The sequence below is a fragment of the Mesorhizobium sp. P2_C4 genome (assembly GCF_056404575.1).
This window is the reverse complement of the sequence record NZ_JBFUDT010000001.1, coordinates 493,809-517,169: the sequence shown is the minus strand read 5'-3', so window position 1 is coordinate 517,169 and position 23,361 is coordinate 493,809. Positions and strand designations below refer to the sequence as shown.

The 23,361-nt window shown below is 63.2% G+C and carries 30 protein-coding genes; 6 read left to right on the top strand and 24 right to left on the bottom strand.

The window, feature by feature from the left end; genetic code table 11:
• Positions 1-3: 3 nt before the first annotated feature.
• From AC1DX6_RS02640 to gcvA, 8 genes are all read right to left on the bottom strand, one after another.
• Positions 4-1,482 (bottom strand): mannitol dehydrogenase family protein, encoded by a 1,479-nt coding sequence (locus AC1DX6_RS02640; RefSeq protein ID WP_477310929.1) that lies wholly within the window; start codon positions 1,480-1,482, stop codon positions 4-6.
• A gap of 88 nt (positions 1,483-1,570) precedes the next feature.
• A complete protein-coding gene (locus tag AC1DX6_RS02635; RefSeq protein WP_477310927.1) occupies positions 1,571-2,341 on the bottom strand; it encodes an L-iditol 2-dehydrogenase in 771 nt (256 codons plus the stop codon).
• On the bottom strand, positions 2,338-3,342 hold the full coding sequence (locus AC1DX6_RS02630) for an ABC transporter ATP-binding protein (RefSeq protein ID WP_477310925.1): 1,005 nt from the start codon (positions 3,340-3,342) through the stop codon (positions 2,338-2,340). Before AC1DX6_RS02630 ends, AC1DX6_RS02635 begins: the two co-directional genes overlap by 4 nt.
• A 52-nt stretch (positions 3,343-3,394) precedes the next feature.
• Positions 3,395-4,219 carry a carbohydrate ABC transporter permease gene (locus AC1DX6_RS02625; protein ID WP_477310923.1) on the bottom strand — a complete coding sequence of 275 codons (825 nt, stop codon included), beginning with the start codon at positions 4,217-4,219 and terminating at the stop codon, positions 3,395-3,397.
• Positions 4,220-4,230: 11 nt separating this feature from the next.
• On the bottom strand, positions 4,231-5,103 hold the full coding sequence (locus tag AC1DX6_RS02620) for a carbohydrate ABC transporter permease (protein ID WP_477310921.1): 873 nt from the start codon (positions 5,101-5,103) through the stop codon (positions 4,231-4,233).
• Positions 5,104-5,243: 140 nt separating this feature from the next.
• On the bottom strand, positions 5,244-6,554 hold the full coding sequence (locus AC1DX6_RS02615) for an ABC transporter substrate-binding protein (RefSeq protein ID WP_477310919.1): 1,311 nt from the start codon (positions 6,552-6,554) through the stop codon (positions 5,244-5,246).
• Positions 6,555-6,859: 305 nt separating this feature from the next.
• Positions 6,860-7,231 (bottom strand): hypothetical protein, encoded by a 372-nt coding sequence (locus AC1DX6_RS02610; RefSeq protein ID WP_477310917.1) that lies wholly within the window; start codon positions 7,229-7,231, stop codon positions 6,860-6,862.
• Between the two features lie 111 nt (positions 7,232-7,342).
• Positions 7,343-8,251 carry a transcriptional regulator GcvA gene (gene gcvA, locus AC1DX6_RS02605; RefSeq protein WP_477310915.1) on the bottom strand — a complete coding sequence of 303 codons (909 nt, stop codon included), beginning with the start codon at positions 8,249-8,251 and terminating at the stop codon, positions 7,343-7,345.
• A 110-nt stretch (positions 8,252-8,361) separates the two neighbouring features.
• Between gcvA and AC1DX6_RS02600 the strand changes: the two genes are divergently transcribed.
• Positions 8,362-8,547 (top strand): hypothetical protein, encoded by a 186-nt coding sequence (locus AC1DX6_RS02600; RefSeq protein ID WP_477310913.1) that lies wholly within the window; start codon positions 8,362-8,364, stop codon positions 8,545-8,547.
• Positions 8,548-8,570: 23 nt separating this feature from the next.
• Here AC1DX6_RS02600 and AC1DX6_RS02595 read toward each other — a convergent pair whose 3' ends face one another.
• Positions 8,571-9,530 carry a sugar-binding transcriptional regulator gene (locus tag AC1DX6_RS02595; protein WP_477310911.1) on the bottom strand — a complete coding sequence of 320 codons (960 nt, stop codon included), beginning with the start codon at positions 9,528-9,530 and terminating at the stop codon, positions 8,571-8,573.
• Between the two features lie 213 nt (positions 9,531-9,743).
• Between AC1DX6_RS02595 and AC1DX6_RS02590 the strand changes: the two genes are divergently transcribed.
• Positions 9,744-10,373 carry an HAD family hydrolase gene (locus tag AC1DX6_RS02590; protein WP_477310909.1) on the top strand — a complete coding sequence of 210 codons (630 nt, stop codon included), beginning with the start codon at positions 9,744-9,746 and terminating at the stop codon, positions 10,371-10,373.
• Positions 10,374-10,416: 43 nt separating this feature from the next.
• Entirely contained in the window at positions 10,417-11,037 is a 621-nt protein-coding gene (locus tag AC1DX6_RS02585) for a GyrI-like domain-containing protein (RefSeq protein WP_477310907.1), read from the top strand.
• A 26-nt stretch (positions 11,038-11,063) separates the two neighbouring features.
• Here the strand turns inward: AC1DX6_RS02585 and AC1DX6_RS02580 are convergent, their stop codons facing one another.
• The 13 genes from AC1DX6_RS02580 to AC1DX6_RS02520 all read right to left on the bottom strand — a co-directional run bounded on the left by AC1DX6_RS02580 (position 11,064) and on the right by AC1DX6_RS02520 (position 19,643).
• Positions 11,064-11,831: a class II aldolase and adducin N-terminal domain-containing protein gene (locus AC1DX6_RS02580; protein WP_477310905.1), complete on the bottom strand. Its 768-nt coding sequence runs from the start codon at positions 11,829-11,831 to the stop codon at positions 11,064-11,066.
• Between the two features lie 104 nt (positions 11,832-11,935).
• Positions 11,936-12,568: an urease accessory protein UreG gene (ureG, locus tag AC1DX6_RS02575; RefSeq protein WP_477310903.1), complete on the bottom strand. Its 633-nt coding sequence runs from the start codon at positions 12,566-12,568 to the stop codon at positions 11,936-11,938.
• Positions 12,565-13,005: a DUF3995 domain-containing protein gene (locus AC1DX6_RS02570; RefSeq protein ID WP_477310901.1), complete on the bottom strand. Its 441-nt coding sequence runs from the start codon at positions 13,003-13,005 to the stop codon at positions 12,565-12,567. The genes ureG and AC1DX6_RS02570 overlap by 4 nt, the downstream gene beginning before the upstream one ends.
• Complete coding sequence (locus tag AC1DX6_RS02565) at positions 13,002-13,673, bottom strand: urease accessory protein UreF (RefSeq protein WP_477311884.1); 672 nt, start codon at positions 13,671-13,673, stop codon at positions 13,002-13,004. The genes AC1DX6_RS02570 and AC1DX6_RS02565 overlap by 4 nt, the downstream gene beginning before the upstream one ends.
• Complete coding sequence (locus tag AC1DX6_RS02560; RefSeq protein ID WP_477310899.1) at positions 13,666-14,271, bottom strand: urease accessory protein UreE; 606 nt, start codon at positions 14,269-14,271, stop codon at positions 13,666-13,668. The genes AC1DX6_RS02565 and AC1DX6_RS02560 overlap by 8 nt, the downstream gene beginning before the upstream one ends.
• Entirely contained in the window at positions 14,268-14,873 is a 606-nt protein-coding gene (locus tag AC1DX6_RS02555; RefSeq protein ID WP_477310897.1) for a glutathione S-transferase family protein, read from the bottom strand. The genes AC1DX6_RS02560 and AC1DX6_RS02555 overlap by 4 nt, the downstream gene beginning before the upstream one ends.
• A 47-nt stretch (positions 14,874-14,920) precedes the next feature.
• The gene (locus AC1DX6_RS02550) at positions 14,921-15,454 is read right to left on the bottom strand and encodes a hypothetical protein (protein WP_477310895.1); all 534 of its coding nucleotides are present in this window, start codon (positions 15,452-15,454) and stop codon (positions 14,921-14,923) included.
• 99 nt (positions 15,455-15,553) lie between these two features.
• Positions 15,554-17,269 carry an urease subunit alpha gene (gene ureC, locus AC1DX6_RS02545; RefSeq protein WP_477310893.1) on the bottom strand — a complete coding sequence of 572 codons (1,716 nt, stop codon included), beginning with the start codon at positions 17,267-17,269 and terminating at the stop codon, positions 15,554-15,556.
• Positions 17,270-17,575, bottom strand: coding sequence for an urease subunit beta (locus AC1DX6_RS02540; protein WP_477310891.1), 306 nt, complete (start codon positions 17,573-17,575; stop codon positions 17,270-17,272). It abuts the gene before it with no gap.
• A gap of 7 nt (positions 17,576-17,582) precedes the next feature.
• Positions 17,583-18,176, bottom strand: a complete 594-nt coding sequence (locus tag AC1DX6_RS02535; protein WP_477310889.1) for a HupE/UreJ family protein — start codon at positions 18,174-18,176, stop codon at positions 17,583-17,585.
• A gap of 34 nt (positions 18,177-18,210) precedes the next feature.
• Positions 18,211-18,465 carry a DUF1272 domain-containing protein gene (locus AC1DX6_RS02530; RefSeq protein WP_477310887.1) on the bottom strand — a complete coding sequence of 85 codons (255 nt, stop codon included), beginning with the start codon at positions 18,463-18,465 and terminating at the stop codon, positions 18,211-18,213.
• A gap of 10 nt (positions 18,466-18,475) precedes the next feature.
• Complete coding sequence (locus AC1DX6_RS02525; protein ID WP_095203050.1) at positions 18,476-18,778, bottom strand: urease subunit gamma; 303 nt, start codon at positions 18,776-18,778, stop codon at positions 18,476-18,478.
• 22 nt (positions 18,779-18,800) lie between these two features.
• Positions 18,801-19,643, bottom strand: coding sequence for an urease accessory protein UreD (locus AC1DX6_RS02520; RefSeq protein ID WP_477310885.1), 843 nt, complete (start codon positions 19,641-19,643; stop codon positions 18,801-18,803).
• A gap of 200 nt (positions 19,644-19,843) precedes the next feature.
• Here AC1DX6_RS02520 and AC1DX6_RS02515 point away from each other — a divergent pair, with 200 nt between their 5' ends.
• The 3 genes from AC1DX6_RS02515 to AC1DX6_RS02505 all read left to right on the top strand — a co-directional run bounded on the left by AC1DX6_RS02515 (position 19,844) and on the right by AC1DX6_RS02505 (position 22,145).
• Positions 19,844-20,098 carry an acyl carrier protein gene (locus tag AC1DX6_RS02515; protein ID WP_477310883.1) on the top strand — a complete coding sequence of 85 codons (255 nt, stop codon included), beginning with the start codon at positions 19,844-19,846 and terminating at the stop codon, positions 20,096-20,098.
• 5 nt (positions 20,099-20,103) lie between these two features.
• Entirely contained in the window at positions 20,104-21,312 is a 1,209-nt protein-coding gene (locus AC1DX6_RS02510; RefSeq protein WP_477310881.1) for a beta-ketoacyl-[acyl-carrier-protein] synthase family protein, read from the top strand.
• A gap of 128 nt (positions 21,313-21,440) precedes the next feature.
• A complete protein-coding gene (locus tag AC1DX6_RS02505; protein WP_477310879.1) occupies positions 21,441-22,145 on the top strand; it encodes a glutathione S-transferase family protein in 705 nt (234 codons plus the stop codon).
• A gap of 46 nt (positions 22,146-22,191) precedes the next feature.
• Here AC1DX6_RS02505 and AC1DX6_RS02500 read toward each other — a convergent pair whose 3' ends face one another.
• Together AC1DX6_RS02500 and AC1DX6_RS02495 are read right to left on the bottom strand one after the other, a co-directional pair.
• On the bottom strand, positions 22,192-22,560 hold the full coding sequence (locus AC1DX6_RS02500) for a hypothetical protein (RefSeq protein ID WP_477310877.1): 369 nt from the start codon (positions 22,558-22,560) through the stop codon (positions 22,192-22,194).
• An 87-nt stretch (positions 22,561-22,647) separates the two neighbouring features.
• Entirely contained in the window at positions 22,648-23,268 is a 621-nt protein-coding gene (locus AC1DX6_RS02495) for a nucleoside triphosphate hydrolase (protein WP_477310875.1), read from the bottom strand.
• Positions 23,269-23,361: the final 93 nt, after the last annotated feature.

Here is a 23,361-nt window from a genome sequence, read left to right as displayed (position 1 = left end):
GCTTCAGAGCTTGCCGGCGATATAGCGCGTCAGCGTCGCGCGGGCGCCGTTCGCCCACAGCACGTTGAGCGCATGGGCAAAGGCATCGGCGAACGTTGCCGAGCGGCCGACATCGCCATAGATGTCTTCCATGGCAAGCCAGGCGCCGGGCACATCCTTCGCCGCCCTGGCGGTTGCCTGCAGCCTGTCCCAATTCGGGTCGTTGGCTTCGATGACGGCGCCGCTGTCGGTGGTGCCGAAGCAGTAGCGGCACCAGAGTGCGGATTCCAGCGCCAGACCCGTGACGCTTTTTCCCGCCTTCAGCCGGTCTGCGATGGTCGGGATGATGAATTTCGGCTGGCGGTTGGAACCGTCGAGGCAAAGCCGGCGGATGGTGTCGCCGATCTTGGGATTGGAGAAGCGGCGCTCGATCAGCTGGTAGTACTCTTCCAGCACTGTATCCGGCACCGGCGGCACGGTCGGAATGATCTCGTCTCGCTCCAGCTTGGCGAGAAAGCCGCGCACCAGCGGCTCCTGCATCGCTTCATGGACGAAATGGATGTCCATCAGCCCGGCTGGATAGGCGATGGTGGCGTGACCGCCATTGAGGATGCGGATCTTCATCAGCTCGTAAGGCGCGACATCTTTTACGAACTGCACGCCGACCTTTTCCAGCGGCGGCCGGCCGTCGGTGAAACGATCCTCCAGCACCCATTGCTTGAACGGTTCGCAGAACACCGGCCAGTTGTCGTCGAGGCCGAATTCGCTGGACAAGATGGCGCGCTCACGGTCGCTGGTTGCCGGCGTGATGCGGTCGACCATGCCGTTGGGAAAGGCGACTTTCGCGCTCACCCAGTTTGCCAGGTCTTCGTCGATCAGCCGCGCCAGGCCGATAACCCCGTCCGAGGTGACATGGCCGTTATGGGGAATGTTGTCGCAGGACATGACGGTGAACGGCACGATGCCGTCGTCGCGGCGACGGATCAGCCCGGCAAGGATGAGGCCGAAGACTGTCTTCGGCACAGCGCCGGGTTGCGCATCGGCGACGATGTCGGGGTGGGTCGGGTTGAACACGCCCGATGCCGGGTCGATGAAATAGCCTCCCTCGGTGATGGTCAGCGAAACGATCCTGATCGCCGGATCGGCGAGCTGATCGATGATCGCCGCCGCATCGCCAGGCGTCAGGAAGTCGATCATAACACCGGTGACGCGGGCGCTCATATGGCCACTGTCCTGCTCGACCACCGTGGTCAGCCAGTCCTGTTCCTGCAGCTTGCCGCGACCGATCTTCTCGCCCTCGAAGACGCCGGCGCCGATCAGCGCCCAGTCGTGGCCGATACCGGAATTGAACAGGTCGTCGAGATAGACGGCCTGATGCGAGCGGTGGAAATTGCCGACGCCGAAATGCACGATGCCGGCCTTGAGCTTTGAGCGATCGTATTTCGGGCCGGCGACCTTGGCAGGGAGCTTGGCGAGGACGGAAGACGAGAGTTTCATGGTCATCTGCTTTTACCCTTTGGCCGGGCTGCGGCCTGCATAATCCGGGCCTCTTCTCCCCGTGGAGGGACGGGGAGAAGAGTGCCTTCGCCCCTCAACTCATCCACTGGCCGCCATCGACATTGTAGGTCTGGGCGACGATGTATTCGGCGTCCTCGCTGGCCAGGAACACGGCCATGCCGGTCAGGTCCTCCGGCTTGCCCATGCGGCCGTAAGGCACGCCCTCGCCGACCAGCCGCTTCTTCTCGCCCTTCGGCCGGTTCTCGTATTTGGCGAACAGCGCATCGACCTCATCCCACATATCGCTGTCGACGACGCCCGGTGCGATGCCATTGACGTTGATGCGGTGCTTGATCAGGTCGAGCCCCGCCGACTGGGTGAGCGAAATGACCGCGGCCTTGGTGGCGCAGTAGACGGCGACCAGCGGCTCGCCGCGCCGTCCCGCCTGGCTCGCGATGTTGATGATCCTGCCGCCCTTGCCCCTTGCGATCATCGAACGGGCTGCTGCCTGCAGCATGAACAAAGTGCCGGCGACGTTGACCGAAAACAGTTTGTCGAAGCTCGCTTTGGTGATCTCGACGATCGGCGCCAGGTCAAACAAGGCGGCGTTGTTGACCAGTATGTCGAGGCCGCCGGTTTTTGTCTCCGCAGCCTTCACCGCCGCCTCGATCGAAGCGAGGTCGCTGACATCGAGCCTGACCGCATAGGCCTTGGTGCCGATCTCGGAGGCTGTCTTTTCGGCAGCCTCCAGATTGATATCGGCAATGGCGACGGTCGCACCCTCACGCACATAGGCTTCGGCGAAGGCTTTGCCGATGCCACGTGCCGATCCGGTGACCAGCGCCGATTTGCCTTTCAGCCTCACTGCGCCATCGCCTTTCCGTCGGCGCCGAAGCGATGCATCCGGACCTTGTCGGGCGATAGATAGATGGTGTCGCCGTGGCGGACGGCCATTTCGCCGTCGGCACGCACGGTCAGCGGACCGACGCCGTCGGCCTGGACGTGCAAGAACGTGTCGGAGCCGAGATGTTCGGCGACGCCGACAACGGCTTTCCATTCGCCCGCCGTCGTTGAGATGTTCATGTGCTCGGGACGGATGCCGATGGTCTTGGCGCTGTATTTTGCGGCCGGCGCGCCCTCGATCAGGTTCATCTTCGGCGAGCCGATGAAGCCGGCGACAAACAGGTTCTTCGGCGACTTGTAGAGTTCCATCGGCGAGCCGACCTGCTCGATGTTGCCGGCGTTGAGCACGACGATCTTGTCGGCCATGGTCATGGCCTCGATCTGGTCGTGGGTGACGTAGATCATCGTCGTCTTGAGCTGATGGTGCAGCTCGCTGATCTCGAGCCGCATGGTGCCGCGAAGTGCCGCGTCAAGGTTGGACAACGGCTCGTCGAACAGGAAGGCTGAGGGCTGGCGCACGATGGCGCGGCCGATGGCGACGCGCTGGCGCTGGCCGCCGGAGAGCTGGCCGGGGCGGCGTTCGAGGTAGTTGGTGAGGTTCAAGACGCGCGCGGCGTCCTTCACCTTCTTGTCGATGGTCGCCACATCCTCGCCGGCCATCTTCAAGGGGAAGCCGATGTTCTTGGCCACCGTCATATGCGGATAAAGGGCGTAGGACTGGAACACCATGGCCAGCTTGCGCTTGGCCGGCGCCTCGCCGGTGACGTCGCGGCCATCGATGTTGATGGTGCCGCCGCTGGTGTCCTCGAGACCAGCGATGAGGCGCAGCAGCGTGGACTTGCCGCAACCCGACGGGCCGACGAAGACGACGAACTCGCCATTTTCGATAACCAGGTCGAGGCCTGGAATGATGATCGTCGATCCGAAGTGCTTGGAGACGTTCTTGAGCGTGATGTTTCCCATGGTTTCCTCCCCCGAAGGGTTATTTCTGGTGGATTGCTTCAGGCAAGGTTCGCTACTTCACGGCGCCGAATGTCAGGCCGCGCACGAGCTGCTTCTGGCTGAACCAGCCCATGATCAGGATCGGCGCGATTGCCAGCGTCGAGGCTGCCGAGAGCTTGGCCCAGAACAGGCCTTGCGGGCTGGAGAACGAACTGATGAAGGCCGTCAGCGGTGCTGCTTCGGTGGTGGTCAGGCGGATGGTCCAGAATGCTTCGTTCCAGGCCAGGATGATGTTCAAAAGCATGGTCGAAGCGATGCCCGGCACCGCCATCGGGGTCAGCACATAGGCGATCTCGCCCCACAGCGTGGCGCCGTCCATGCGCGCCGCTTCGAGGATCTCGCCCGGGATCTCGCGGAAATAGGTGTAGAGCATCCACACCACGATCGGCAGGTTGATCAGCATCAACATGACCATCAGACCGATGCGGCTGTCGAGCAGTCCGGTATCGCGGAAGATCAGATAGATCGGGAACAGCACGGCAACCGCCGGCATCATCTTGGTGGAGAGCATCCACATCAGGATGTCCTTGGTCCACTTGCCCGGCGAGAAGGCCATCGACCACGCCGCCGGAACCGCAACGATCAGCGCCAGAATGGTCGAGCCGACCGAGAGCAGCACCGAGTTGAGGAAGAACTTGAAGTAACCACTCTGCGCCTGGACCTCGGAGTAGCTCTCAAAGGTCCCCGACGGGATCAGCGCGAAGCCCTGGATGGCCTCCTGCTCCGACTTGAACGAAGTGATGATCGTATAAAGGATCGGGAAGAAGATCAGCAGCGCGACGATCCAGGCGGCCGCGGTCGCAATGACCTTATGTTGGGTGGTGACTGCACGTGCCATCGTATCCTCCCTTACTTGTCCAGGTTCTTGCCGACTGCGCGCATGGCGAAGAAGGCGACGATGTTGGCGAGAATGACGGCGATGACACCACCGGCGGATGCCTGGCCGATTTTGAACTCCAGCAGCGCCTTCTGGTAGACGAGGAAGGGCAGGTTGGTGGAGGCATAGCCCGGACCGCCATTGGTGGTGACCAGGATTTCGGCATAGACCGACAGCAGGAAGATCGTCTGGATCAGGATGACGACGGTGATGGCGCGCGACATGTGCGGCAGCGTCAAATAGATGAAGCGGCTGACGAAGCCGGCGCCGTCCATTTCGGCGGCTTCCTTCTGCTCGCCGTCAAGCGACTGCAGGGCCGTCAACAGGATCAGCGTCGCAAATGGCAGCCACTGCCAGGCGACGATGATGATGACCGCCGTGAGTGGATGCTGCCCGAACCAGTCGATCGGCTGGCCGCCGAAGAAGCGCGCAATGTCGGCAAAGACGCCGTATTGCGGATGCATGATCATGTTCTTCCAAACCAGCGCCGCCACCGGCGGCATGACGAAGAACGGCGAGATGACGAGGATACGCACGAGGCCTTGTCCCCACATCGGCTGATCGATCAGCAGTGCCAGCAGGATGCCGCCGATCACCGTGATCAAAAGCACGCTGACCACGATGGTAAGCGTGTTGAGGATCGACTGCAGGAAAGCCGGGTTGGAGTAGAACAGCGCGTAGTTGGAGAAGCCGACGAACCCATCGCGGATCGGGTTGAGCGGATTGTACTGCTGGAAGGAGAACCACAGGGTGATGACCAGCGGCACAATCATCCAGACGAACAGCAGCACCACGGATGGCGCCATCATGAAACGGGCAAGCGAACGGGTCTGCTGAGTAGCCATGACGGTCACCCTCCAAAGGTCAGTCAGATTTTCAGAGTTGTGCCACAATTCCTAGGATTGTGAAGGCGGCCGCCCGAACTGGGATTCGGGCGGCCGTTGCCGGTCATGATCGACGGCCGGCATTCGGCACCGGGAGGAGCCTACTTGATATAACCGCCCTCGGTCATTGCCGCGGTGGCAGCGTCCTGGGCCTGCTTCAGGGCATCGTCGACGCTAGACTGGCCGGCAAGGGCCGCCGAGAAGAGCTGGCCGACGGTGGTGCCGAGACCCTGGAACTCAGGGATGGCGACGAACTGGACGCCGACATAAGGCACTGGCTTGACGGTCGGATGCGTCGGATCGGCGGCGTTGATGGAGTCCAGCGTCATCTTGGCGAAAGGCGCCGCCTTCTGGTACTCGGCATTGGCGTAGAGTGAGGTGCGCGTGCCGGGAGGAGCGCTGGCCCAGCCTAGCTTGGAAGCGACGAGCTCGGAGTAATGCTTGCTGGTTGCCCAGGAGACGAACTTCTGAGCCGCGTCTCCCTTCTGCGTACCGGCCGGAATGGCCAGCGACCATGCCCAGAGCCAGTTGCCGCGCTTGCCGAGACCGGTGTCCGGCGCCAGCGCATAGGCAACCTTGTCGGCGACCTTCGAGCTCTTCGGGTCGGAGACCATGGATGCCGCGACCGTGGCATCGATCCACATGCCGCACTTGCCCTGCTGGAACAGCGCCAGGTTTTCGTTGAAGCCGTTGGACGAGGCGCCCTCGGGGCCGTCGGCCTTCATCAGATCGACGTAGAACTGCAGCGTATTTTTCCATTCCGGCTGGTCGAATTGCGGCTTCCAGTTCTCATCGAACCAGCGGGCGCCGAAAGAGTTCGACATGGCGGTGAGGAAGGCCATGTTCTCGCCCCAGCCAGCCTTGCCGCGCAGGCAGACGCCGTTCACGCCATTGGCGCGGTCGGTCATCTTGTCGGCGGCCTGCTTGATGAAGTCCCAGGTGGGCGCGTCGGGCATGGTCAGCCCTGCCTTCTCCATCAGGTCCTTGCGGTACATGACGAAGGAGCTTTCGCCGTAGAACGGTGCCGCATAGAGCTTGCCGTCGACCGAAAGGCCGCCGGCAATGGCCGGAAGAATATCCTTGGCGTCGTAGTCGTCGCCGAGCTTGTCGAGCGGCAGCAGCCAGCTCTGCTTGGCCCAGATCGGAACCTCATAGGTGCCGATGGTCATAACGTCATACTGGCCACCCTTGGTGGCGATGTCGGTGGTGACGCGCTCGCGCAGCACGTTCTCTTCGAGCGTGACCCAGTTGAGCGTGATGTCGGGGTTCGCCTTGCTGAAGTCATCCGTCAGCGTCTGCATGCGGACCATATCGGCGTTGTTGACGGTGGCGATGGTGATGGATTCGGCGTGAGCGGCGAACGCAAGGGCGCTGGCCGACAACAGGCCCAGTGTGAGCGTGCGAAGTTTCATCAAATTCCTCCCATAAACCAAGATGAGCATTTGCCTTGGTGGTGAGCAATTACTCACTTGCCATTAATTATGTCAAGCCGGATTCGATGCTGCAGCGCAGCACGCGGGATGTCGCGCGGCATCCGATGCGAGGCGTCTTGCGGTGTTTTTGGGAAAGGGTTCGGAACTGGCGAACCGTGGAGCGAAACGGCAAAGTTCCGGCTGGCGGTGCGGACAGGCTGCCCTTCTTGTGAAATGGCGAAGGATGGCGGCCTATGTCGACCGGCTGTCGCGGCCTATTGCCAGCAGAGTGCCCGGGGCGAGGGTCATCCGTGCGACGGATATCGTCCGACGCAATATTCGAAACTGTCGCCGTCGCGGCTTTGCCTGGCCCGGGTCAAGATTTCCGTCACCCTGACCCATTCGGATTCATCTTTCCGAAGTGTAACTTCCCGGCGGATGGCCAGCGCGGCAGCTTGAAACGGAGTAAACGCGTCGATCAGATGTGTCGCGCGCACGGCGTTGTCTTCAATTTCCTCGACACGATAGACTTTCATCGGCCTGACAATCTCACTGATCAACGGCATTTTACTGCGCCGATTGATCCAACTTGATTGAGTCGCCACAAGCGCGGTGCAGGCCAGGAAGATGATGTCGACAGTGTTTTTCCGGACGATGGTTAACCGGGTGCTTACCATTGGTTAACCATGCCGGCGCGATTGCAGGCCCCTCAGGCGAGAGCTGTCTTGGGTCGAAGGGGTCGCGGAGGACAGGCCTCGTACTAAGGCGACGGGCATCTTCCGCTTCGCCTAGGGGCAAGCGATCTCGGCCAGCACCCAGTCGCGAAAGGCGCGGATCTTCGGCACGTTGCGGCGCGCTTCGGGATAGACCAGCCAGTAGGCGTGACCGTCGTCGCCGACGAGGTCAAAGGGCTGGATGAGGCGGCCATCGGCAAGTTCGGTCTTGAACAGCGCCCTGGTCAGGATGGCCACGCCCTGGCCGGCGATGGCGGCATTGGCCTCGTAGGCTTGCGCACCCATGCTCGAGCCGGGACGCGTGGCAAGATCGTGAGACTGCACGCCGGCAGCCGCGAACCAGTCCCTCCACCAGATATCGCCGGGATCGAGAATGGGCAAGCGCAACAGATCGGCCGGCTCGTTGACGCCGCCAATGCTGGCAGCCAGCTTGGGACTGAGCATCGGCGTGAAGTCGGCATCGAGAAGCTTGTGCACCTCCATGCCCGGCCAGTTGCCGCCGCCCGAGCGGATGGCGATGTCGATGTCCTCGCGGGCGAAATCGACGATGCGGTTCGACGTGTCGAGACGGACGGCAAGTGCCGGATGCGCGAGCTGGAACGAGCCGAGATGCTGCGCCAGCCAGTTGGAGGCAAAGGTCAGTAGCGTCGAGACACAGAGCAAGCCGTCGGTGCCGGCGCGCGCCGCGGAATAGGCTCCGCTCAGCAGTGCGAACGCCTCGCTGACCGCAGGCGCCAGACGTTGGCCGGCCTCGGTCAACACGATCTGCCTTGGCCGGCGCAGGAACAGCGGGCCGCCAACGCGCTCTTCCAGCAGCTTGATCTGATAGCTCGCCGCCGCCTGGGTCATGCCGAGCTCGTCTGCCGCCTTGGTGAAGGAGAGATGCCGCGCCACCGCCTCGAACACCCGGATCGCTTGCAGCGGCGGGAGCTGGGAAACCTGTCGTGCCTCGAGATTCGGCATAAGCCCTCCTTATGGGCCGTGATCGACGTTTGATTGGAAGCGAGGGCTTATCCTGCCGATATTTGGGGTCGACGATCAATCTCGTCCAGACATAGCGGAGGCTGACGATCATGACCACGGTACAGGAAAAGCTGATCCTAACTCCAGGCCACAGCTGGTTTTCGCGGCTGACGCTTGGATTCGCGCGGAAAATAGGCCGCAGACGGACCTATCTCGACATCCGGGAATTGCCGCCGCATCTGCAGCGCGACATGGGTTTTCTGGACGGCAACGATCCTTGCGGGCGGCGCCAATAACCCTTGTTCAATCTATCGAAAAGTCACCCGGCCGCGAGCAAGGCGGCAGCGGTCCGCTCATCGGTGATCAGGCCGTTGACCAACCGCCGGTTGACGGCGGCAAGGATGCCCGGCAGCTTGCGTTCGCCCATGGCCAAGGCGATGACCAGCGACTTTTCGCGCGACGGCAGCGACGCCGAGGACACACGGTCGTTGGTGATGCCGTCGATCATGCGGCCGTCGCGGTCGAATACCCAGCCGACGATTTCGGCGACGCCGCCTGCCTTTTGCAGCGCCTTCAATTCAGCTTCCGAAATAAAGCCGTCCTCGTAGAGCGGCGCCTTTGGGCCGAGGTCGCCGATGCCGACAAAGGTGACGTCTGCCTCCGCGGCCAGCGCCAGCGTCGGCTGGATCATCGGCTGGTTGAGCAGCATTTCGCGCTCTTCCGGCGACGAGGCGATAACCGGCAGCGGCATCGGGAAGGAGCGCGCCTTGACCCTGTCGGCCATGGTGAAGATGACGTTGTAGAAAGCGGCCGAACCGTCGGGCGAGATGTTGCCGGTCAGCGACACCACCTTGTGCTGTGGGCATTCCATCGGCGGCAGTTGCTCGATCGCCGCCTTCAGCGTGCGGCCGGTGCCGATGGCCATGACGATCGGCGTCGGCGACCTTAGCCGTCTTTCGATCTCGGCTGCCGCCGCTTCGGCGACGCCGATGATGGTCGAGGACGAAGCCGGATCGCTCGGCACCACCTCGACCAGATCCAGCGCAAATCGCGATTTCAGCCGTGCTGCAAGGTCGAGGCAATTGGCGATCGGGTGATCGACGCGCACCTTGATCAGCCCCTCGGACACCGCCAGCGACACCAGCCGCTGCGCCGTCTGCCTGGAAATGCCGAGCGTGGACGCGATCTGGTCCTGCGTGTTGCCGGCAACATAATAGAGCCAGCCGGCGCGCGCTGCGTCGTCCAGCCTGTTGCTGCCGCCATCCTGCCGGGAATTCACCGTCCTGCCTCCCATGCCCGCCAAGCCTCGAGGCGGAACGCTATAGTCTTGCAGGGAATGCGCTCGCGCGCAATTGTCTATCACAAGGGCAATTGCTTGCGGTCCTAGGACGCCGGTGATGCGACAACCGCCCAATCAGCATCGCGGATAACAGGCTCAAAGGTTTATCTCCTGCTACAAACGCTTTAAGGGGATCGAAAAAGGAATTCTTGCATGACGCCGAAAGCGGTTTTCTGGGACATGGATGGAACACTGGTCGACAGCGAGCCGCTGCACGAAGCGGCGCTGGTGGCGGCGCTGCACAGCGTCGGCATCGCGCCGCCGGCCAATTTGCATGAGCGGGTGCTGGGTGTTGCCGCATGGCCGGTCTATGAGATGCTGCGCGATGACTTTGGCCTCGACCTGCCTTTCGACGACTGGATCGTGCGCAAATACGATCACTACCTGCCGATGGCCGAAACGCTGAAGCCGCGCCCCGGCGCGATCGAGGTGTTCAACGAATTGCGGGCGCTTGGCGTGGCGCAAGCAGTGGTGTCGAACTCCGACCGGCTGATCGTCGACGCCAATCTGCGCGCGGTCGGTCTCATCTATCCAGGCATGAAAACCATCAGCCGCAACGACGTGCATGAAGGCAAGCCGCATCCCGAGCCCTTCCTGCGCGCCGCCTGGCTGGCCGGCGTCGATCCTGCCGATGCAGTCGCGGTCGACGACAGCCGCACCGGCGCCATGGCCGGGCTGGCGGCGGGGATGCGGACGATCTTCTGGCCGGAAGCGCCGATGGAGGGGCCGCCCGGAGCTATCGTCATCAACAGCGCCGAGGAATTGCGGGCCGAGCTGTTTTAGCTCGCCCCGGCGTCTCACCTCGATCTCACCGTCCGAGCCCTCCATGGAAAAGATCGATCTCAAGAAACTGTACAAAGTCCTCTACAGCGGCCCGGTCGGGGAGTTCGCCATCATCGACGTGCCGCCACTCAACTATTTCATGATCGACGGCTTCGGCGATCCCAATGTGGAGCCGGACTACAAGGCGGCCGTCGAGGCGCTCTATGTGGCCTCCTATACACTCAAGTTCATGAGCAAGGATGCCCTGGCCAAGGATTACGTCGTGCCGCCCTTGGAAGGATTGTGGTGGGCCGAAGATTACGACCACTTCCTGTCTGGCCGGAAGGATCAGTGGTCATGGACGATGATGATCATGGTGCCGGATTTCATCGAACAGGCAACGGCCGAGGAAGCGGTCATCCAGGCTCGGGAAAAGAAGGGGCTGCCGGCATTGTCGAAACTGCGCTTCGCACGGCTTGAGGAAGGACGGGCCGTCCAGACCCTGCACATCGGCTCCTATGCCGAGGAAGGCCCCGTTCTTCAAAGGCTGCACAAGGAATTCATCCCGGCGAACGGCCTGGTCGAAACCGGGCTTCACCACGAGATCTACCTCGGCGACCCGCGCAAGACACCGGCCGAAAAGCTCAAGACCCTGCTCCGTCAGCCGGTGCGACCTGCCACCTGACGCAGCCGGTCGAAATCTCCCAACAATCAGCTCCGGTACACCGGCTCCTCTTCGTCGAGGATAGCCTTCAGCTCGCTGAGATGGCGCTCGGCCTGGCCGGGATAGTCGTCCATCTCGCTCGCGGTCTTTTCGGCGATGGCGTCAGACAGGGTGCGCAGCGGCCGGCCGGTCCACAGCGCCTTGATGTAGGTTTCGGCGGCGCGCTCGAAATAGAACATGCGATTGAAGGCGTCGGCGACACTGTCGCCGATAACCATCACACCGTGATTGCCCATCACCATGACCTTGACTTTGGGATCGGTGAGCAGCTGCGAGCAGCGCTCGCCCTCCTCCTCGAAAGCCAGCCCGCCATAATGGGCGTCGACGACATGGCGGTTGAAGAACATAGCCGAGTTCTGGTCGATCGGCGGCAAGGTCGAGTCGGCCAGAGACGCCAGCACGGTGGCATGGATGGAATGCACATGCATGGCGCAGCGCGCATGCGGCACATTGCGATGGATAGCGCCGTGCAGACCCCATGCGGTCGGGTCGGGCGCATTGGGACCGGTCAGCGTCTCGGGATCGTTGGCGTCGATCAGCAAAAGGTCGCTCGCCTTAATGCGCGAGAAATGCACCTGGTTGGGGTTCATCAGGAACTTCGTGCCGTCCTCGTTGACCGACAGCGAGAAATGATTGGCCACCGCCTCGTGCATGTTGAGCCGCGCCGTCCAGCGAAAAGCGGCGGCGAGATCGACGCGCTCCTCGTAGAAGGGCAGGTTGGTCAGCATTTCCTTCTGCAGCCGGGCGATGCTCATCGACAAAACTCCGTGAAAGAAACAAGGATGCCGCGCGGCGGACAGGCGCGCAACCGGTTTCGTTTGGTGCAGACAACCAACTTTGTCCGCGCCGCAAGGAGGCGTCAGGCGGCCGACCGCGCGGCCCTGAGCCCGCCATGTTCGACGATGAAGTCGATCACCTCCTGCAGCCCTTTGCCGCGTGACAGGTCGGTGAAGCCGAAGGGCCGCTTGCCGCGCATGCGGGTGGCGTCGCTCTCCATGACATCGAGATTGACGTTTACATAGGGCGCCAGATCGCTCTTGTTGATGACCAGGAAGTCGGAGCGGGTGATGGCCGGCCCGCCCTTGCGTGGGATTTCCTCGCCCTGGCATACCGAGATGACATAGAGCGTCAGGTCGGCGAGATCCGGAGAAAAAGTGGCGGCAAGGTTGTCGCCGCCGGATTCGATGAAGACGATGTCGAGATCCGGAAACTTCCGGTTCATCTCGGCGATCGCCTGCAGGTTGATCGAGGCGTCCTCGCGGATGGCGGTGTGCGGGCAGCCGCCGGTCTCGACACCCATGATGCGATCCTCGGGCAGCGCCTGCAGCCGCGCCAGCATCATGGCGTCTTCCTTGGTGTAGATGTCGTTGGTGACGACGGCGATGGAAAACTCGTCGCGCAGCGCCTTGCAGAGCTTCTCGGTCAGCGTCGTCTTGCCGGAACCGACAGGGCCACCAATGCCGATACGCAGAGGGCCGTTGGCTTGTGTCATGCGGGGAACTCCGTGATGGCAAGAATGGCGAAGCCGAACCCGATCAACAGGCACAGCGGCGAATAATAGCGCAGGTCGAGCCGCGCGAAAGGCTGTTCCGGCGCCAGCCGGCGCCACCAGGGCGTGAAGCCGGCCATGCCGCGCCCGAGGAAAACCAGGGCAATGAGCAGCGAGGTGGCGGCGAGCCCGGCTTTGGGAAAGGGCGAGGCGAACACACCTTCCAGCGCCAGCGGCCACAGCGTGGCCAAGGCCAGACAGGCGGCGACGGCGAACGAAGCGAAAGGCGTCGGCATCTCGTCGACGCCGCGAAAGCCGACCACGGCGCGGGCGCAGGAGGCAGCGTCCCTGCCCGGCCAGATGCCGCCGATGCCCCAATAGACATGCAGCGCAGTGATCAGCAGCAGGACGAAGGACAGTGCAAAGGCGAGGAGGATCATGAACGGAACAGCCTGGAGTATTGGGTTTCGTGCTTCATCGCCATGATGTCCGAAATGAAGGCGCAGCCGCCGAGATCGTCAAGCGTCGAGCGCGCCGCCCGATCGGCCGTCGCCAATGCCAGCGGCTCGAAGCCGGCAAGCAGCGCGGTCGCGCCGGTCTGGCCGACGACACCGAGCCTGATCGCCGCCTGGACGAGGTTGGAAAAGAAGGTCTGCAGGAATGCCGACAGCGCGTCCGACAAGGCAATGGCGTTGCCGCCGGCAACGCCGCCGACGGCGACGCAGTAGGCGCATTCCTCGGGCAGGCGGTGCAGCACAGGATTTGGCCAGGCAGAAGCCGCCTTGAGGAAGGCGGCACCCTGCAGCATGGTCTCCGCGTGGCGCTCGCGCGATCCGGCCAGCGCCTCGGCGAGCCCGGCAATCTCGTCGAGGTCGCCGCCTGCGCGGGCGCGCCGCCAGCTTTCGGCAAACAGCACAGCGTCGTTCCAGCCCGAGCCCATCTCGACCAGCGTCTCCAGCCAAGCGGCGAGGCTTTCAGCGTCGGCAACCAGCCCATCATGCACGGCGCGTTCGAGGCCGTGGCTGTAGGAAAAGCCGCCGACCGGAAAGGAAGGCGACAGCCACGCCATCAGCCGCAACAAGGCGATGTTGGAAGGCTGGTCAATCATGGTCGTGGTGATGGCCGGCGTGCGAATGGCTGTGAGAATGGGAATGCGACTCGCCATGCGCGTGGGAATGCGCCTCGGCGTGGCTGTGCGCATGCGCCTCGGCATGTGAATGGCCGTGGCCATGCCCGCCTTGGCCGGAATAGGCGCCGCGCACCGGCTTGAACGGCTCCGACACATCGTCGACCGTAGCGCCCAGCCCTTCCAGCATCGCCTTGATGACATGATCGCGCAGGATGAGGATGCGCCCGGTCTCGATGCTCGCGGCGAGATGGCGGTTGCCGATATGCCAGGCGAGTTCGGACAAATGCACGGGGTTGCTGGCGCGGATGTCGTAGAGCGGCTCCTCCGCCGCAACGATCTCGACATGGCGGCCATCCTCCAGCACCAGCCGGTCGCCATCGTTCAGGGCCACCGCCGCAGGCAGGTCGACCAGAACCTTGTCGCCACTTGCCAGTTCGATGGCCCGGCGGCGCAGATGCCGCTCGTCATGGGCAAGCACGGCACGACCGTATGGTGTGATGCTTCCAGCATGGCAGGCCGATAGCACCGAGACGGCGCGCGGGAATTTGGTGAAGTCGGTGTTTATGTTGAGTTTCATCTCATGGCTCCACCATTGGCCTGCGCGCGGGCCCGGGCGGGGCGCGCCAGCAGGCGGTCGAAATAGGCGCTGACGCGGTCGGATTCGATCGGGAATTTTCCAGCGCGGGCCCAGCTGCCCATATCGCCAAGCAGCACGTCGACGGCGGAAAAGCGATCCCCCAACGCAAAGGGATTTTCGCCAAGCCGGCGGTCGAGCGCCTTGACCTCCGTGGCGAAGTCATGCGCCGCGGCGGGGCCGACATCGACCCGCATTTCCTTCGGCAGCAGAAAGCGATGGCGCACCTTGTTCCACAGCGGCGCTTCAAATTCCGATTGGGCAAAATGCATCCAGGAATCCATCTCGGCGCGGCCGACAACACCGGGATTGGCGCCCATGCCCTTCTCCGCATGCTTGTCGGCGAGATAGACGCAGATCGCCGCCGAATCCGTCACCTTGAGCTCGCCATCGATCAGGATCGGCACCTTGCCTGATGGGTTGAGCGCATAGGCTTCCGGCGAGCGCAGTTTGACCTCGACGAATTCATAGGGCTGCCCGAGCTCCTCGAGCATCCAGAGAACACGGCTGACCCGGGATCCGCGCGATCCAACGGCCTGGTACATGGTTGAAACCTCTGCCTTTCCCTTAGACCGTAGACCATCGCGGTCGCTCAGACGATGGTGTCGAAGAGCCGCAGGATGAACGATACCTGGTAGATCAGCGTGCCCACGACGAAGGCGATGTGAAAGCGGCGATCGCGCACCAGGATGGCGACGATGCACAGCACGACGAAAACCGGGGTGCGGAACAGATATTCATTGCCGTAATGGGCGAAATGCTCCGGCCCCTTGAGCAGCGTGTCGACAACATCGAGCAGATAGGTCATCGCCAGCAGGCCGAAGAACCAGGCGCGGCGTGAATACAAGAAATCCTCGTAGCTGGTGTAGTCGAGCATCGAATCCGGAAACAGCAGCGCGCAGAGCAGAAACAGCGCGATGGCATAGAAGATGAGGAACAGATATTTGCCGAAGGTCCAGGTCTCGATGGCGTACAGGCCGAACTCCCACCACCAGAAATGCACCAGCAGCAACAGCATGGAGGCAACCCAGGCCAGGTGCACGGGATAGAGCTTGTACTGGCCGGGATGCTGGACGATGCGGATGTGCGGGAAGATGTCGTGGGCGGACGCTATTTCAGTGGCCATACCTGATCACAATGCGGCTCTTGGCAGGCTGCATATTGCTGCGGCCAGCCACCAGCCGCAACGGATTTTGCAGCGCTCGGCGCGATCGCCAGTTTCGCGTCAGAACAGAAAATACCTTTGTGCCATCGGCAGCACAGTCGCCGGCTCGCAGGTCAAAAGCTCGCCATCGGCGCGAACCTCGTAGGTTTCCGGGTCGACCTCGACGTGCGGGGTGGCGTCGTTGAGCACCATCGAATGCTTGCCGATGCCGCCTCGGGTGTTTTCGACGGCGACGAACTGCTTGTCGACGCCAAGCCTGCCATGCAGGCCCGATTCGAGCGCCGCCTTCGACACAAAGGTTACCGACGAGTTGGTCCGCGCCTTGCCAAAAGCGCCGAACATCGGCCGGTAGTGCATAGGCTGCGGCGTCGGGATCGAGGCGTTGGGGTCGCCCATCGGAGCGGCCGCGATCATGCCGCCGAGCAATACCATGTCCGGCTTGACGCCGAAGAAGGCCGGGTTCCACAGCACCAGGTCGGCGCGTTTGCCGACCGCGATCGAGCCAATATCCCTGGACAGGCCATGCGCGATGGCCGGATTGATGGTGTATTTGGCGATGTAGCGGCGGACGCGGAAATTGTCGTTGTTGCCGGTCTCCTGCCGCAGCGAGCCGCGCTGGCGCTTCATCTTGTCGGCGGTCTGCCATGTGCGGATCGCCACCTCGCCGACGCGGCCCATGGCCTGGCTGTCCGACGAGATGATCGAGAAGGCGCCGATGTCGTGCAAAATATCTTCCGCCGCGATGGTTTCCTTGCGGATGCGGCTTTCGGCGAAGGCGATGTCCTCGGGGATCGACGGCGACAGATGATGGCAGACCATCAGCATGTCGAGATGCTCGGCCAGCGTGTTGACGGTGTAGGGCCGGGTCGGATTGGTCGAGGACGGAATGACGTTGGGCAGGCCGCAGACCTTGATGATGTCAGGCGCATGGCCGCCGCCGGCGCCTTCGGTGTGGAAGGCGTGGATGGTGCGGCCCTTGATAGCGGCGACCGTGTTTTCGACAAAGCCCGACTCGTTCAGCGTGTCGGTGTGAATCATCACCTGCACGTCGTACTCGTCGGCGACCGACAGGCAGCAGTCGATGGCCGCGGGCGTCGTGCCCCAGTCTTCGTGCAGCTTCAGGGAACAGGCGCCGCCGAGCACCATTTCCTCCAGGGCTGCGGGCAGGGACGCGTTGCCCTTGCCCGACAGGCCGATGTTCATCGGGAAGGCGTCAAAAGACTGGATCATCCGCGCCATGTGCCACGGCCCCGGCGTGCAGGTCGTCGCCAGCGTGCCGTGCGCCGGACCGGTGCCGCCGCCAAGCATGGTGGTGATGCCTGACATCAGCGCTTCCTCGATCTGCTGCGGGCAGATGAAGTGGATATGCGCATCGAAACCGCCTGATGTGAGGATCTTGCCCTCGCCGGCGATGATCTCGGTGCCGGGGCCGATGATGATGGTGACGCCGTCTTGCGTGTCCGGATTGCCGGCCTTGCCTATGGCCGCGATGCGGCCGTCTCTGAGGCCGATATCGGCCTTGAAGATGCCGGCGCTGGCATCGACGACCAGCGCGTTGGTGATGACGGTGTCGACCGCGCCCTGCGCACGCGACACCTGGCTCTGGCCCATGCCGTCGCGGATGACCTTGCCGCCGCCGAATTTCACCTCTTCGCCATGAATGGTGAGATCCTTCTCGACCTCGATGAACAGTTCAGTGTCGGCAAGCCGCACTCTGTCGCCGACCGTCGGGCCGTACATCTGCGCATAGGCGGCGCGGGAAATCCTTGCTGGCATTTAGAGCTTCCCCATCACCTTCTGCTGAAACCCATAGACTTCGCGTTTTCCCCCGAGCGGCACCAGAGTGACGTCGCGCTCCTGCCCGGGCTCGAAGCGCATTGCGGTGCCGGCGGCGATGTCGAGGCGCATGCCCCGCGCCTTGTCGCGATCGAACTTCAGACCCTCATTGGTCTCGAAGAAGTGGTAGTGGCTGCCGACCTGGATCGGCCGGTCGCCGCTGTTGGCAACTTTCAGCGACACAGTCGGCAGGCCCTTGTTCAGTTCGATGTCGCCGCCTGCGGTGATGATTTCGCCCGGGATCATCAGAACCTCACAACACGCCGAAGACGAGGCCGACACCGACGGCCGCACAAGCGGCACCGGCGGCACGGGCAAAGCCGCGGAAACGCATGCCGAGAGCGAGACCGGCGGCGATGCCGACGGCATGGAGAGCCACAGTGGCGACGGCAAAGCCGGCCATATATTCGAGCCCGCCGGCATTTTCAGGCACTTCGGTGCCATGGGCGTGGCCATGGAACAGGGCGAACGCGCCGATAATGGCGACGCCGGCCGAGACCGGAAGGTCGACGGCGAGCGCGACCAGCAGGCCGAGCGCCACAACGGAAGCCAAGATGCCGGGCTCGACGAAGGGCAACGGCACTTGCAGCATGCCAAGCGCACCACCGACCAGCATGACGCCGACAAAGGCGGCCGGCCATGCCCAAATCGCCTTGCCGCCCTTGAGCGCTGCCCACAGGCCGACCGCGAGCATAACCGTCATATGATCGAGGCCGGAGAGCGGATGCGCGAAACCGGCGGCGAAGGACGAGGTCGTGCCGATGCCGACATGGGCATAGGCGGGCATGGAAGCGGCCAGCAGCAGGATCGCCGAGAGGGCGGTGCGTTTCATCGGAGCTGATATCATCGACGTGCCTTCCGTTTTGAAAATCGTCTGCAGTTCAAGCAGCCTTGCGGGGACCGCAGCCCTCGGCCTTGAGAATGCGTTTGGTCGAGGCGGGATATTTCTTCAGCATGGCTGCCGGCCGGATGGGGCGCATGGAGAAATTGCCGCCGCAATTCGGGCAGACGCCGCCCAGCACGTTTTCCGAGCAATCGGCGCAAAAGGTGCATTCGAAGGTGCAGATCAGCGCATCCGACGCTTCAGGCGGCAGGTCCTTGTCGCAGCATTCGCAGTTTGGGCGCAGCTCCAGCATCTTCGTCTCCTCACCTGATGGGTTCGTGCACGGTGACCAGCTTGGTGCCGTCGGGAAATGTCGCCTCGACCTGCACGTCGTGGATCATCTCGGCGATGCCTTGCATCACCTGCGCACGGGTGACGACATGGGCGCCGGCCTCCATCAGTTCGGCCACCGGGCGGCCGTCACGAGCGCCCTCGACGACAAAATCGGTGATCAGCGCGATCGCTTCTGGGTGGTTGAGCTTGACGCCGCGCTCCAGCCGCTTGCGCGCCACGATCGCCGCCATGGCGATGAGCAGCTTGTCCTTTTCCCTTGGCGTCAGGTTCATGCGTTTTCCCGGAGTGGCAGAATCAGAGTGACCATAATTTGGGCAGACCCGCCCGCCCATTGAGCAATTCGACGAGCAGAACCAACCGCTTGCGGAGCTGGTAGCCGTCCTCGGCAAACAGCCTCGCAAGAAGCTTGCCAGATTTCTGAACGCTCCAGGCGCTGGCGTCGCCCTGGCCGCCGATGATGTCACGGGCCGGATCGAGTAAGGCCTCCGCCTGCGGCGAGATCATCAGCAGCGTCGCCACCGCGATGGCACCGCCGGCCACCGCCGGACGGTTCAAGGCGGCCGCTATGCCGGGGCCGATGCGGAAATCCTCGGCATGGGCGAGCGCGCCATCCTGATGGACGCGCCAGCGGTCGTGGAAATGGCCTTGGGTTGTACTTTCGCCCATCGCGAGGCGGCCGAAGACGGTGGCCTCAAGCAGCAGCGCCTCAGCACCGCCTGCGAGCTCGACATCGAGCGTGCGGGCAAAGGCCGATCGGTCAAAGACGATGGTTTCCTGCGGCAGCCAAGCGATGCGGCCGTTTTCGCCAACTGTCAGCCTGACCCGCACCTCGGCGCGGTCGGAAGCGGCGCGATAGACCTTCTCGCAGGCCTGGGTGGTTATGGAGGCGGAGGCGCCGGCGCCGACATCGATCTCCCAGCCGATCCGGTCGCCGCCCGTCAGCCCGCCGGCGGTGTTGATCAACACGGCTTCGAGCGGGTCAGCCGCCACGGCCGGCATGCGGATCTTGGCGGAGCCGTCCTGATAGAGGCGCTGAAGGCGCGTGCGGCCGCCAGAGATGGCGCAGGCAAGCCGCGCCATTCCGGCAGCGCGCTGGGCCGGCAGCGCAGTCGTCAAGCCATGTTCCAGCGTGTCCATGGCGCCAACGTTAAGCACTCCGGCGGCTTTGTCGATATATAGCTTGTTGCTTGACAACGTTTCCGTTTCTATAGAGGGAGCCACCTTGGAACGGTCATACAGCGCCTTGCTGGGTAAAAGGCGACGAGGATTCGAATCCGGGGACAGAGGGGCGCTGATCAGTTGGCGTCGGGAAACGACAGAGTTGGGGAAGAAACCGAATGGCTGACCAGCTGGCAACGGACATCATCGCCAAGATTAGGGCGCACGCTGAGCCCGGCGGCGAAGAAATCACCACCAGTACCGAATTGACCGCGCTTGGCATCCATTCGCTGGAACTGACCGAGATCATCTTCGATCTCGAGGAAGACTATGGCATCGAGATCGAGATGAACACGGTCGATGCCTGGAGCAATCTCAGGAATGTCGGCGACATGGTCGAGGCGGTTCGCGCGCTGATCGCGAAAAAAGCCTGAGCTGAATGCGCAAGCGCGTCGTCATCACCGGCATCGGCGGCATATGCGGGCTCGGCACCAATGCGCCTGCGATCTGGGGCGAAATGCGCGCCGGCCGCTCGGCCATCGGCCCGATCGTCAATTCGCAATTGCATGACCTGAGGGTCAGGGTCGGATGCGAGATCAAGACGCTTCCCGATCATGGCATCAGCCACAAGCAGACGGTGTCGATGGACCGCTTCAGCCTGCTGGCGACGATCGCCGCGCGCGAGGCGATGCAACATGCCGGACTGGCTTCGGACGAGGCCACCACTTACCGCATGGGCGCCGTGGTCGGCGTCGGCGTCTGCGGCTGGGAAGCGATCGAAGAGGCCTATCGCGCCATCCTGCTCGAGGGCAAGAGCCGCGCCGGCATCTTCACCGTGCCGAAAGTGATGCCGAGTGCGGCTTCCGGCCATGTCAGCATGGCGCTTGGCCTGCGCGGACCGGTGTTCGGCGTCACCTCCGCCTGCTCTTCGTCGAACCACGCTTTTGCCTCGGCGGTCGACCAGATCAGGCTCGGCCGCGCCGACGTCATGGTCGCCGGCGGCACCGACGCACCGCTGGTCTGGGGCATCCTGAAAGGTTGGGAGGCGCTCCGGGTGCTGGCACCCGACACCTGCCGGCCGTTCTCGGCCGATCGCCAGGGCCTGTCGCTTGGCGAGGGTGCTGCCATGGCGGTGCTGGAAACCTATGAACACGCGATGGCACGTGGCGCCAACATTTTGGCCGAGATTGCCGGCGCCGGGCTGTCCGCCGATGCGTCCGACATCGTCGCGCCGACCATCGAGGGACCAACGGCGGCGATGCGTGCATGCCTGGCCGATGCCGAGCTCAATCCGGAAGATGTCGACTATCTCAACGCGCATGGCACCGGCACCAAGGCCAACGACCAGATCGAGACGGCGGCGATCAAGCGTGTCTTCGGCGACCATGCCTACAAGCTTTCGATCTCCTCGACCAAGTCGATGCATGCCCACTGCCTGGGCGCATCAGGGGCGCTGGAGATGATCGCCTGCGTGATGGCGATCCGCGAAGGCCTGGTGCCGCCGACGGCCAATTTTCGGCAGGCCGACCCGGACTGCGATCTCGACATCACGCCCAATGTCGCGCGCGAGCGCAAGGTACGCGCCGCGATCAGCAACGGTTTTGCCTTTGGCGGCACCAATGCGGTGGTGGCGTTCAGGGCGATCTGACCGCTCCCGCAGACTGTGTGTGCAGCGCGAAACTTTCCTCCCCATATTGATCGCAGTGGCGTGCCCGCCTAACTCTTGGCGACCCCTCCGCGCGATGCCCGCGTAAAATCCCCGCCCAGGAGTTTTCGATGACCGATCTGTCCGCTTTTCCGATCGCCACGCGCTGGCCGGCCAGCCACCCCGACCGCCTTCAGCTGTATTCGTTTCCGACGCCGAACGGGGTGAAGGTGTCGATCGCGCTGGAAGAACTCGGCCTGCCCTACGAGCCGCATGCGGTGAACATCGGCAAGAATGAAAGCTGGACGCCGGAATTCCTGTCGCTGAACCCCAATGGCAAGATACCGGCGATCATCGACCCCAACGGCCCGGGCGGCAAGCCGATCGGCCTGTTCGAATCCGGCGCCATCCTGCTCTACCTCACCGACAAGACCGGCAAGCTGATCCCCGCCGACCCGACGCGGCGCTACGAGACCATCCAGTGGGTGTTCTTCCAGATGGCCTCGATCGGGCCGATCTTCGGCCAGGTCGGCTTTTTCAACAAATTCGCCGGGCGCGAGATCGCCGACAAGCGGCCGCTGGAGCGCTATCGCGACGAATCGCGGCGGCTGATCGGCGTGCTCGAGACACGGCTGAAGGGCCGCACCTGGATCATGGACGACGACTACACCATCGCCGACATCTCGATGCTCGGCTGGGTGCGCAATCTGATCGGCTTCTATGAGGCGCGAGAGCTCGTCGGATTCGACGATTTTCCCATCGTGGCGGCGTGGCTGGAGCGCGGCCTGGCGCGCCCGGCGGTGCAAAGAGGCCTCAACATCCCGGCAAGGGGCTGATTCGCGACGGAGGCCGCAGGACGCGGCCTCGCCGGTTTGTTCAGGCCTACTTTGCCTTGGCTTTGGCTTTTGAACCGCCCTTGCCCATCATAGATGCCGCAAGCGATGCGGCGCCTCTGGCGGTGGCGACAACCGCGCCCGCGGCAACATTGGCCGTCGCCTTGACCCTGCGCATGGCGCTGCCGGCGATCGATCCGCTGGATGCCGCCTTCCTGGGCTTGGCTGCCTTTGGCGCGGTGGTTTTTGCCGCCGTTTTGGCCGCAGCCGGCACCACCTTCCTGGGGGCTGCCTTGCCGAAAGCCGGCTTTGCGTCCTTGGAACGCTCCGCCATGGCCGGGCCAGCGCCCGCCTTTGCCTGGGTTGCCTTTTGTTGAGCTGTCTTGCCCTTGACGGGTTTTCTTGCCTTGGTTGCCATTGGACGTTTCCCTCATGGCGGCACGATTGCCGGTTTGGGCGATAACGACCAGAAAGTCTTAAGGTTCCCGTTCGGAAATCCTGAGAATTACGCGTGATCGCCGATTACCAGGTCGGCTGGGCGCCGGCGGGCCAGCACGCGGTCGATGTTGGGCATGTCGTTGGAGGCGATCCAGGCGCGCGCATCGGCGTCGGAACGGCCGTGGCCGTGCCATCGCTCCAGCAGGCGGCGCTCGAGCTCGGCGCGCGGCACATCGACGTAGATCGTGAAATCGAACAGCGGCGCCAGGCGCGACCACGGCTCTTCGTCGAGCAACAGGTAATTGCCCTCGACCAGGATGAATTTGGTCTCGGCGGCGACGATTCCGGCGGCGGCGCGCGACAATTCCATGCTGCGGTCGAACACCGGAATGGCGATGTCGGGCTCGCTGGCGCGGATGCGCTTCAGCAGCGCCTCGAAGCCGGAGAAGTCGAAGGTTTCCGGCGCGCCCTTTCTGGAGCGAAGACCACGGCGTTCGAGCACGGTGTCGTCATAGTGGAACCCATCCATCGGCACGACTTCCGCCGCACCTTCCGGCAAAAGGTCATGCAGGCTGGCCGACAGCGTCGACTTGCCGGAACCGGGAGGGCCGGCAATGGCGACGATGAAGCGCCGCGCCTTGCCGGCACGCTTGAAGATGGTGGCGGCGAGATGGGCGATTTCGGACATTGGGCGCTTCCAGTTATTCTTCTGCATCTTGTCGGCAGTTTGCGGAAATTTCAAACCGCGATTTGGTCGATTGGGGCGACATCTGTCGACTCA